Here is a 10385-nt window from a genome sequence, read left to right as displayed (position 1 = left end):
CGCAGCATCTCGCGCTCACGCCGCAACTCCAGCAGTCGATCCGGCTGCTGCAACTGTCCACGCTCGAACTGCAGCAGGAAGTGGAACAGGCGCTGACCGAGAACCCTTTGCTCGAACGCGAGAACGACTGGCTCGACAGCCCGTTGCGCGTTGCCGCCGACGGCTCGGTCAACATGCAGAGCGCTCCCGCGCCGGCGCCCGCCGACGGCCAGGGCACCAGCGAGAACCGCCCCGACGGCGCGCCCGAGGCCGAAGACAGCTATTCCGACAGCAACGAGGACTACGGCAACGACTGGAGCCTCGACGACTTCGCCCGCCGCCCGCAAGGCGACGACGACGAAAAGACCCCGATGCAGTTGCGCGACGCCGAACCCACGCTGCGCGAACATCTGATGGAACAGCTCGCGCCGCTGAAAATTTCGTTGCGCGACAAGGGGCTGGCCATCTTCCTGGTCGAGTCGCTGGACGACGACGGCTACCTGAGCGCCTCGCTCGAGGAAATCTGCAGCGAACTGCCGGATGAACTTGAATTCGAGGTCGACGAGATCCACGCCGTCCTTACCCTGCTGCAGAGCTTCGATCCGCCTGGTGTCGGCGCACGCAATGCGGCCGAATGCCTGGCGCTGCAATTGCGCCGCATCAAGCACCCGCAGCGCGACCTGGCGCTGACCATTGTCACCAATCACCTGGAACTGCTCGCGGTGCGCGACTACACGCGCCTGAAAAAAGCGCTGCAGGTGGACGAGCCGGAATTGAAGTCGGCGCATGAACTGATCCGCTCTCTGGCGCCTTATCCGGGCCATGCGTACAGCCGCCCCGAAGCCGACTTCGTCGTGCCCGATGTTTTTGTCCGTAAACTGAATGGCGGCTGGATCGCGCAGCTCAATCCGGATGTGATGCCGCGGCTACGTATCAACGACATGTACGCGCAGATATTGCGCGGTGCAAAAGGCGATGCGGGTGCTGCGGGACTGCAGCAAAAACTGCAGGAGGCACGCTGGTTGATCAAGAATATCCAGCAAAGGTTCGACACGATATTGCGCGTTGCACAAGCTATTGTCGAACGTCAAAAGAACTTCTTCACCCACGGTGAAATTGCGATGCGCCCCTTGGTTTTGCGGGAGATTGCCGATACACTGGGTTTACACGAGTCCACCATCTCTCGGGTGACTACCAATAAATACATGGCAACGCCGATGGGGACTTTCGAGCTGAAGTATTTCTTCGGCAGTCACGTATCCACAGAAACCGGCGGCGCGGCCTCGTCAACGGCAATTCGTGCGTTGATCAAGCAACTGATAGGAGCCGAAGACGCCAGGAATCCCTTGTCCGACAGCCGGATTGCCGAATTGCTCGGCGAGCAAGGCTTCGTAGTGGCACGACGCACCGTTGCCAAATACCGCGAGGCGCTCAAGATTCCGGCAGTTACTCTCCGCAAGACTTTGTAGCCGAGTTGCATCGCCTGCCTGGTGCAACTCTTTCAGAAGGAGAAACGCTATGAACTTCAAGATCAGTGGACACCACTTGGACATCACGCCCCCGCTGCGTGAGTACGTGGAAACGAAACTGGAGCGTATCGTCAGGCATTTTGATCAAGTCATTGGCGTAAGTGTGCTGCTCTCTGTCGACAATACAAAAGAAAAGGACCGGCGGCAGTACGCGGAAATCAATCTACATCTCAAGGGCAAGGACATCTTTGTCGAAGCGCATCATGAAGACCTGTATGCCGCTATCGACGCGCTCGTCGACAAGCTCGACCGGCAGGTGATTCGCCATAAGGATCGCGTGCAAAGCCACGACCGCGAAGCGGTCAAGTATCAGATGGCCGCATCGCAGATGCAGCAATGACCGTGCCTGGTGGCCCACAGACCGGGCCGCCGGTGTCACTCCCTTGAAACCGGAATCAAGCCGCGCCCATAGCGCGGCTTTTTCGTTCCTGGCGCTCATCCGGGACCACGCGGGGGATTCCGCAACGCATATGGACCGGTGTATGCTGTGCAATACATAGTTCTCAAGCTCAACGATTTTTCCGTGCACGCGGCACCGCTTCCGCGCATCGGGTATTGCAATGCACAAGGCGGGGGCGGGCCTGCTCTATAATGGCCAGACGCCCGACACCGGCAGGGGGACACCCGGTGAAACTTCGGACCTTGGTTTTTTCTTCTTTTTTGCCCGGCGCGATGCCTCCCGGCCCCGGGCCTGCTTACTAGAAAACCCTGCGCATTCCACATGAATCGTTTGGCTAAATTGCTGCCACCCGGCAACATCAACCTCGACGTCAGCGTCACCAGCAAGAAGCGCGTGTTCGAACAGGCCGGGCTCCTCTTCGAGAACAACCATGGCGTGGCGCGCGCTACCGTGACCGACAACCTGTTCGCCCGCGAATCGCTGGGGTCCACTGGTCTTGGCGCCGGGGTTGCCATTCCGCATGGCCGCATCAAGGGACTGAAGCAGCCACTTGCCGCCTTCATGCGCCTGGCCGAGCCGATCCCCTTCGAATCTCCCGACGGCAAGCCGGTAGCGCTGCTGATCTTCCTGCTGGTGCCCGAACAGGCCACCCAGCAACATCTGGAGATTCTCTCGGAGATCGCCCAGCTGCTGTCCGACCGCGAGATGCGCGAAGGACTGGCTACCCTGCCCACCCCCGATGACGTGCACCAGTTGCTGACGCAATGGCACCCCTGACCGGCCTCGGCGATCTTTACGCAGGCGAGCGGGGCAATTGTCCCCGCTGTCTGAAAGCTCGCTCCTGAAAGCACCCGCATGGAACTCACTGGCGTCACCTCGCAGTCGATCTTCGACGACAACGCAGCCGATATCAAACTCTCCTGGGTAGCCGGCCTGGAAGGCGCCGACCGGGCGTTCGATGTCGAATTCGCACGTGAAGCCACTTCCGCGGCCGATCTCGTCGGCCACTTGAACCTGATCCACCCGAACCGGATCCAGGTCCTGGGCAAGCCCGAGATCACGTATTACCAGCGTCTCGACGACGAGATGCGCAAGCGCCAGATGGGTGAGCTGATCCTGCTGGAACCGCCCTTCCTGGTGATTGCCGACGGCATGGAGCCACCGCCCGACCTGGAACTGCGCTGCACGCGTTCCTCCACGCCCTTGTTCACTACGCCGGTGTCCTCGGCGGCGGTGATCGATCACCTGCGCCTCTACCTGTCGCGCATTTCCGCGCCACGCGTGACCATGCACGGCGTATTCCTCGACATCCTCGGCATGGGCGTGCTGGTGATGGGTGAATCCGGCCTGGGCAAGAGTGAGCTCGGCCTGGAGCTGATTTCACGCGGACATGGGCTGGTGGCGGACGATGCCGTGGATTTTGTCCGGCTCGGACCCGATTTCATTGAAGGCCGCTGCCCGCCCCTGCTGCAAAACCTGCTTGAAGTGCGCGGCCTGGGCCTGCTCGACATCAAGACGATCTTTGGCGAGACCGCGGTGCGCCGGAAGATGAAGCTGAAACTGGTGGTGCAGCTGGTGCGCCGCAACGACGGCGAATTCGAACGCCTGCCGCTGGATTCCCAGTATCTGGATGTGCTCGGCCTGCCCATCCACATGGTCAAGATCCAGGTGGCGGCCGGCCGAAATCTCGCCGTGCTGGTCGAGGCCGCCGTCCGCAACACCATCCTGCGCCTGCGCGGCATCGACACGCTGCGCGATTTCATGGACCGCCAGCGCGCCGCGATGCAAGCCGATGTGGCATCGCGGGGCCAGGGCCGGCTACTCTAGGCAGCCAGCGCCGTGCCTGGGCTGTTTCAATTGATTGCATTCGTCCGCGCTTCCGTCGTCAACGCGTTTGGGGCACAGGCCGTTTTGTGCAGTAATGGACATTGAGCCCAGCCCGAGTTGCCGCGCCGACATGGCCAGCAGCCATGAAGTTTTCCACAGCCAGGAGAGCAAGCATGAAGAGAATGATCGCGATGTGCGTGCTGGTAGCCCCGCTTTTCGCCAGCGGCGCCTTCGCCCAGAATGCACCGGCCGCAGCAACCGCAACGCCCGCGGCACCCGCAACGTCCGCAAAACCGGTAGCACCGGCAGCACCGGCGGCGCCCGCGGCGACAAACTCCCAACAGGACAAGATGAAGGCCTGCAATACGCAGGCCGCCGGCAAGAAGGGCGACGAGCGCAAGGCCTTCATGAGCGACTGCCTCTCCAACAAACCCGCCGCCGCTCCCGCCAAGAACAGCCAGCAGGAAAAGATGACGGCGTGCAACAAGGACGCTACCGGCAAGAAGGGCGACGAGCGCAAAGCCTTCATGAGCGAGTGCCTCTCCAAGTAAGCCCCCGCGTCACTTAGCATGCGGACATGCGAAAATGGCGAACCCTTCGGTTCGCCATTTTTGTTGGCGCCTCGCCGTCATGACGGCGTCATCACCTGATGTTATGCTTGTCGTGCTATGCGCATCATACTTATCACCGGAATCTCCGGCTCCGGCAAATCCGTTGCCTTGAACGTACTGGAAGACGCAGGTTACTACTGCGTTGACAACCTGCCGGCTCAGTTTATTCCGGCGCTGGCCCAGTATCTCGCAAGCCAGGGTTACACCCATCTTGGCGTCGCTACCGACATCCGCAGCCGCGAATCGCTGGACGAATTGCCCGGCACGCTGCGCAACCTCGCCTCCGAACACCAGGTCCGGGTGGTTTTCCTGACCGCCAATACGGATGCGCTGGTGCAGCGATACTCGGAAACGCGGCGGCGCCACCCGCTGTCGATGCGTATCGACAAGGCGACCCTCTCGGCCAATGCCGAACCTGCGGGCGTTGCAGACAATGCGCTCGATGCGCCATACAACGACACGTCCCTGATCGAAGCCATCGAGATGGAGCGCGAGCTGCTCAGCCCGCTGGCGGAGGCCGCGCACCGTATCGACACCAGCAACGTGCGCACCAATACGCTGCGCGCGTGGATCAAGGAATTCGTGCGCGGCGATGACCTGAAACTCACCTTGCTGTTCGAATCGTTTGGCTTCAAGCACGGCGTGCCCAGCGATGCCGACCTGGTGTTCGATGTCCGCTCGCTGCCCAACCCCTACTACGACCTGGCCCTGCGCCCGCTGACCGGACGCGACGAGCCCGTGATCGACTTCCTGCAGAGCCAGCCGATGGTGCTGGCCATGGCCGATGACATCCGCGCCTACGTGGAAAAGTGGCTGCCAAGTTTCATCGCGGACAATCGCAGCTACCTGACCGTCGCCATTGGCTGCACGGGCGGCCAGCACCGCTCCGTGTACATCGCTGAAAGACTTGCCAACTATTTTCGCGCCCATGGTAATGTGCTGGTGAGACACCGCGAGCTCGCACCCGGCGGCTGAAGGCCGCAGCTGCAGGTTTCGCGGCCAGGCTCGGCAATTCCCGCCCGAAACTCTGCTGGCTCAGCATGTCCTCACACGCCACGCCCGGCTCATCCGCTTCGACCACCGCTTCGTCCGGTACATCGTCGGTACCGCCTGCGCTGGATGGCCTGCCGCTGTTTCCGCTGCACACCGTACTCTTTCCGGATGGCCTGCTGCCGCTGCGCGTTTTTGAAGCACGCTATGTGGATATGGTGCGCGCTTGCATGCGCGATCACACACCTTTCGGCGTCTGCCTGATCGCCAGCGGCAACGAGGTCGCCCGCCCCAATGAACCCACCATGCCCGAGACCATCGGCTGCCTGGCGGATATCGTCGACTGCAATATGGAGCAGCTTGGCGTGCTGCTGATCAGTGCGCGCGGGCGCCAGCGCTTCCGGCTGATAGGCCACAGTGTGCGCGCCGATGGTTTGCTGGTGGGTCAGGCGGAATTGCTGCCGCCCGACATCATCGACTGCAAGCTTGAACTGCTGGGCGAATGCCTTGCTGTGCTGCGCCGTATCGTCGCCTCGCTCCACGCGGAGCATCCGGGCAAGCTTCCGTTTGCAGAGCCGTTCCTGTGGGATGACCCGAGCTGGGTGGCCAATCGGCTATGCGAGTTGCTGCCCGTGCCGCTCAAGGCCAAGCAGATGCTGATGGCGCTGCCGGACGCGGGGATGCGGATCGAGATCGTGCACAAGTACATGCGTCAACACCATATTCTCTGAGCCTCCCACGCGGCAAAGGGCTTTAGCTTTAGAACAATCCCCCCAGCGCCTGTGCTTCGAGCAGCTTGCGCACCGGTGCCGGTGTGCCCACCGCATCGAGATCGTCCAGCGAGAGCCAGCGTAGCGGAGTGCCATCGGCTGCGTCGTGGGCGCTCAGGCCGGTGACGTCCACGCGGATGGCGCGGATCAGCAGGCGGAAGTGGGTGAAGACGTGGGTGAGTTCGCCGACCATGCTGGCGGTGCCGGGCGTGCCGAAATCGCGGGCGCGTTCGCGGGCGGCGTCTTCGGCCAGTTCGGCATCGAAGGGCACGGTATCCACCGGCATTTCAGGCAGGCTCCAGAGGCCGCCCCAGATGCCGCTGTCGGGTCGCAACGCCAGCAGGACTTCACGGCCGCGCCGGACCAGCAGCATGACGGTGCTGCGCTCGGGAATGGCGGCACGCGGTTTCGGCGTGGGCAGCGCGGCGGTCAGGCCGTCCCGGCGCGCCACGCAGTCGCTGGCCAGCGGGCACGACGCCGCGGCAGCAAGGCAGGCCGGCTTGCCGCGCGAACAGACGGTGGCGCCGAGATCCATTACGCCCTGGGTATAGGACACCATGTCCTCGGCCTGTCCAGGCCCCTTCGGGGGCAACACCTCCTCCGCGATTTGCCACATGCGGTTCTCCACCGCCTTGACGCCCGGATGGCCGTGGATGCCGAAGAACCTAGCGAAGACGCGCTTGACATTGCCGTCCAGGATGGGGGATCGCACGCCAACACTGAAGGCGGCCACGGCCGCCGCGGTCGAGCGGCCGATGCCGGGCAGCGTCACCAGCACCTCGGGATCGGTAGGAAACACGCCGCCGTGCTCGCTCATCACGCTCTTGGCGCAGCGGTGCAGGTTGCGCGCGCGCGAGTAATAGCCAAGCCCTGCCCAGAGCGCCATCACCTCGTCCGCGCTAGCCTCCGCCAGAGCGGCAACGGTAGGCAGGCGGCCGACGAAACGCTGGAAATACTCGATCACCGCGCTGACCTGGGTCTGCTGCAGCATGATCTCCGACAACCAGATCCGGTAAGGGTCGCGGGTGTTCTGCCACGGCAAGTCATGGCGCCCGTGCAGGCGCTGCCAATCCACCACGCGCGTGGCGAAATCGGCGGGAACGGCGGGAACGGCGGGAACGGCGGCCAGGGAAAGATCGGTGGAAGAAACGGCGGGAGTAGCGGCTGGCTTGCGGGGCATCGGGAACGTGACGGAAAAGGCGGCAGCGCCGGAAGCGGCGGCGCGTCATGATACCGCCTTGCCGCCTCCGGCACCGCGCGCCAGCCGTGCTTCAGGCGGCGACGGCCCTGAGCTGGCCGTCTTCGGCGTCAGGCCGCAGGATCTGCCGGGAGAAGGATTCGATGCGTCCGCTGCGCTCGTCCAGCCCGTTCAGCACTTCCTCCAGCTGCGCGATGCGGCTTTCCAGCGTGTCGGTCGCCTCGTGGATGCGCTCGATCGAGTCGACCCGGCGACGCAGTTGCTTCTGATGCTCGCGTACCTGCGCCTCCAGCGGCGTCATCACTGACTTGAGCCAGATCTCGATATCGCGGTTGAGATCGCGAAAGGTTTCCAGCACGCGGCTTGCAACAGTGGAGAACGCGCTTTGCACCAGTTGCGGACGCGAGCGGGTCAGCATGCTCATGGCGCCGAAGTGCGTCTGGGCCAGTGCCAGCGTCTGCTGCAGTTCGCTCACGTAGCGCGCGGTGACAAACTGGATCGGCGCCGGCAACGTGAAGCCGTGCTCGGCATTGAAGCGGCGGTACATGCTGTCGGTGAGCTGGTGTAGCTGGACGATCTTCTGGTCAGCCTCGCTGACCAGTTCGCCTAGCCGGGCGAACAGCCCGTCCATGTCCTCGCGCATGCCGCGCGAGAAGAAGCGCTCCTTCATCTGCTCGCGGCGCTCGCGCATGGTGCGGCGCACGTCGCGCARYTGCAGGCTCTTGATGATRTCSGCGCTGTGRCGTCCGAACACAAGRCGCAGCGCCTGGAACTTSGMGATGCTCTGCTCGAACTCTTCCTTTTCGGACTGCACACGCATCAGCATGTGCTTGACCATCGCGTGGTTCTTGCCGCGCAGGCCGCGCAACTCGAACAACTGCTCGACGATGCTGCGGCGGCGGCTCTGCAGCAGTTGCTGCGCGCCACGCGTCATTTCCTCCACCGAGCGCTGTACCTGGTCGGCGACGATCTCACGCCGCTGTGGAATCAGTTGATCCGACAGAACATGTTCGAATTGCGGCAGGCCGCTGCGCGCCAGCAAGTCGTCATCGTGCGTGACCTTGGCCACCAGGCCCTTCTGCGCCGACACCGGRTAGACGCGCGACTCGTCGATCCCCAGCACCTGGGCGCTGTTGGTGACCTGGCGCGTAATCTCGGCCGCGGTCTCGGCCGGCGACTTGAGCGGGTCCCACAGACCGTCGATCTTGTTCAGCACCGCCAGGCAGCCCTTGCGGTGGCCCGCGCTAACATGGCTGCGCCAGAGATCCAGGTCGCTCTTGGTCACGCCGGCATCGGCGGCGAGCATAAACACCACSACRTGCGCMTCCGGAATCAGGCGCARYGTCAGTTCCGGCTCGGTRCCGATCGCGTTGAGACCCGGTGTGTCAAGGATTACCAGACCCTGGCGCAGCAGCGGATGCGGGAAATTGATAACTGCATGGCGCCAGCGGGAAATCTCCACCATGCCGTCGGCATCGAGCGCGTAGGCGGCGTCGGGATCGTTCTCGTTATACAAGCCGAGCGATTCCGCCATCTCCCGGGTGACGCGGTTGGTCTCGATCACGTGCCGGAACGCATCGAGCATCCCATCCGGCGACGAGGGATCGAGCGGCACGGTATGCCAGTGCGCGTCGACGTCGAGGAAATCAGCAGTGGAGGCTTCCTGCAGGCGCGTCTCGATCGGCAGCAGGCGGATGCACGGCGCCTCGGCCTCGTCGTAGCGCAGCTCGGTCGGGCACATCGTGGTGCGCCCGGCGGATGACGGCAGGATGCGCCGGCCATAGTCTGCAAAGAAAATGGCGTTGATCAGTTCGCTCTTGCCCCGCGAGAACTCCGCGATGAAGGCTACCTTGAGCCGGTCGCTCTTGAGCACGCCCTGGATGCGCTGGACGCGTTCGTCGGCCTGGGCGTCGTAGAGATCGTGCTGCTGCAGCCAGGAGCGGAATTCGGCCAGGGAATTGAGCACCCCGGTTCTCCAGGCGCCGTATTGTTCGAATTGAAGGGCGAGGGTTGTCATTGGCACTGGGATCGGCTTGGCGAAAAGCCCCCGCGACGGCGCTGCAGGCCTGGCGTCTTGATGTCCGATAGCCTGCACCCGGGCGGTGACATGGTGTCTTTGTAACACTTTTTTACTTTGTTGAAGATACAGGTTTCCGGGGGATTTTTGTGAAATTCGAGTCGCCTGCGGGCCTCGCTGTTGCGCCGGCCCATCGGCCCGGTGCAACAGCATCGGGAAGTTACTCAATAAACACTTCGGTGCGGCGTCGGCCTTGAGGAGGGCGGCGCGGTTTCAGCGCTGGCAGGTAGGGCAATAGAAAGTCGAGCGCTGTCCCTGGACGATCTGCCGGATAGTGGTGCCGCAGACCCGGCAGGGATGCCCGGCACGGTCATACACGGCGCAATCCAGCTGGAAGTAGCCGCTGCTGCCATCGCTGCCGACGAAGTCGCGCAGCGTGCTGCCGCCGCGCTCGATGGCACGGGCCAGCGTGTCCCGCACCGCGACGGCAAGGCGTTCACAGCGCGCCAGGGAGAGCCGGCCAGCCGGCGTGGTGGGACGGATGCCGGCGGCAAACAGGCTCTCCGACGCATAGATATTGCCTACGCCCACCACGATGTCTCCCGCCAGGAGCACCGTCTTGATGGCTGCGCTGCGCCCGCGCCCGAGGCGGTACAGCCAGGCTCCGTCGAAGCGCGGATCGAAAGGCTCGACGCCAAGGTTGCGCAGCAGCGGATGTGTTGGCAACTGCGACTCTTCGAGCGGGCTCCAGAGCACAGCGCCAAAGCGGCGCGGGTCGCGAAAACGAAGCACCAGGCTGGTGCCGGTATCGGCGTGCGTGTCGGCGGGGTCCGCGAGGATCAGGTCGAGGTGATCGTGACTGCCCGCCGGCGGCGCTTGCGGCAGCACCCGCAAGGTACCCGTCATGCCGAGGTGGATCAGCAGCCAGCCCCGGTCATCTACTGGCGGCAGGCAAGGAGAGCCATCCGGAAAAAGGCTGGCCGCAGCCTGGCGCACACACTCCAGCAGCAGGTATTTGCCGCGCCGTTCGATGCGAGCGATCACCCGGCCGGTCAGTTGTGACT

At 63.5% G+C, this 10385-nt stretch carries 10 protein-coding genes; 7 read left to right on the top strand and 3 right to left on the bottom strand.

Annotation, left to right across the window (positions count from 1 at the left end; translation table 11 throughout):
• From AC1DKD_RS34020 to AC1DKD_RS33990, 7 genes are all read left to right on the top strand, one after another.
• Positions 1-1448 (top strand): RNA polymerase factor sigma-54 (locus AC1DKD_RS34020; protein ID WP_477144251.1); only part of this gene is annotated, 1448 nt, incomplete at its 5' end.
• A 49-nt stretch (positions 1449-1497) separates the two neighbouring features.
• Positions 1498-1848, top strand: a complete 351-nt coding sequence (hpf, locus tag AC1DKD_RS34015; RefSeq protein ID WP_006159435.1) for a ribosome hibernation-promoting factor, HPF/YfiA family — start codon at positions 1498-1500, stop codon at positions 1846-1848.
• Between the two features lie 381 nt (positions 1849-2229).
• Positions 2230-2685: a PTS IIA-like nitrogen regulatory protein PtsN gene (ptsN, locus tag AC1DKD_RS34010; RefSeq protein ID WP_006159436.1), complete on the top strand. Its 456-nt coding sequence runs from the start codon at positions 2230-2232 to the stop codon at positions 2683-2685.
• Positions 2686-2763: 78 nt separating this feature from the next.
• Positions 2764-3735: an HPr(Ser) kinase/phosphatase gene (gene hprK, locus AC1DKD_RS34005; RefSeq protein ID WP_006159437.1), complete on the top strand. Its 972-nt coding sequence runs from the start codon at positions 2764-2766 to the stop codon at positions 3733-3735.
• Positions 3736-3908: 173 nt separating this feature from the next.
• The gene (locus AC1DKD_RS34000; protein ID WP_477144250.1) at positions 3909-4286 is read left to right on the top strand and encodes a PsiF family protein; all 378 of its coding nucleotides are present in this window, start codon (positions 3909-3911) and stop codon (positions 4284-4286) included.
• Between the two features lie 117 nt (positions 4287-4403).
• Entirely contained in the window at positions 4404-5321 is a 918-nt protein-coding gene (rapZ, locus tag AC1DKD_RS33995) for an RNase adapter RapZ (protein WP_477102597.1), read from the top strand.
• Between the two features lie 65 nt (positions 5322-5386).
• Positions 5387-6067: an LON peptidase substrate-binding domain-containing protein gene (locus AC1DKD_RS33990; protein WP_441627022.1), complete on the top strand. Its 681-nt coding sequence runs from the start codon at positions 5387-5389 to the stop codon at positions 6065-6067.
• Between the two features lie 28 nt (positions 6068-6095).
• Here AC1DKD_RS33990 and mutY read toward each other — a convergent pair whose 3' ends face one another.
• From mutY to mutM, 3 genes are all read right to left on the bottom strand, one after another.
• Entirely contained in the window at positions 6096-7286 is a 1191-nt protein-coding gene (mutY, locus tag AC1DKD_RS33985; protein WP_441627020.1) for an A/G-specific adenine glycosylase, read from the bottom strand.
• Positions 7287-7377: 91 nt separating this feature from the next.
• A complete protein-coding gene (locus AC1DKD_RS33980) occupies positions 7378-9321 on the bottom strand; it encodes a dynamin family protein (protein ID WP_477144249.1) in 1944 nt (647 codons plus the stop codon).
• Between the two features lie 273 nt (positions 9322-9594).
• The coding region (gene mutM, locus AC1DKD_RS33975; RefSeq protein WP_477144248.1) for a bifunctional DNA-formamidopyrimidine glycosylase/DNA-(apurinic or apyrimidinic site) lyase at positions 9595-10385 on the bottom strand (791 nt) is incomplete at its 5' end.

This window comes from Cupriavidus sp. 05T313 (genome assembly GCF_056396665.1).
The sequence above is the reverse complement of the archived record's forward strand: the minus strand, read 5'-3'. Positions and strand labels throughout refer to the sequence as shown.

Coding starts and splice junctions, on each gene's coding strand:
- ptsN (WP_006159436.1), top strand. CDS start 2,230: ATGAATCGTTTGGCTAAATTGCTGCCACCCGGCAACATCAACCTCGAC.
- mutY (WP_441627020.1), bottom strand. CDS start 7,286: ATGCCCCGCAAGCCAGCCGCTACTCCCGCCGTTTCTTCCACCGATCTT.
- AC1DKD_RS33990 (WP_441627022.1), top strand. CDS start 5,387: ATGTCCTCACACGCCACGCCCGGCTCATCCGCTTCGACCACCGCTTCG.
- hprK (WP_006159437.1), top strand. CDS start 2,764: ATGGAACTCACTGGCGTCACCTCGCAGTCGATCTTCGACGACAACGCA.
- AC1DKD_RS34000 (WP_477144250.1), top strand. CDS start 3,909: ATGAAGAGAATGATCGCGATGTGCGTGCTGGTAGCCCCGCTTTTCGCC.
- hpf (WP_006159435.1), top strand. CDS start 1,498: ATGAACTTCAAGATCAGTGGACACCACTTGGACATCACGCCCCCGCTG.
- rapZ (WP_477102597.1), top strand. CDS start 4,404: ATGCGCATCATACTTATCACCGGAATCTCCGGCTCCGGCAAATCCGTT.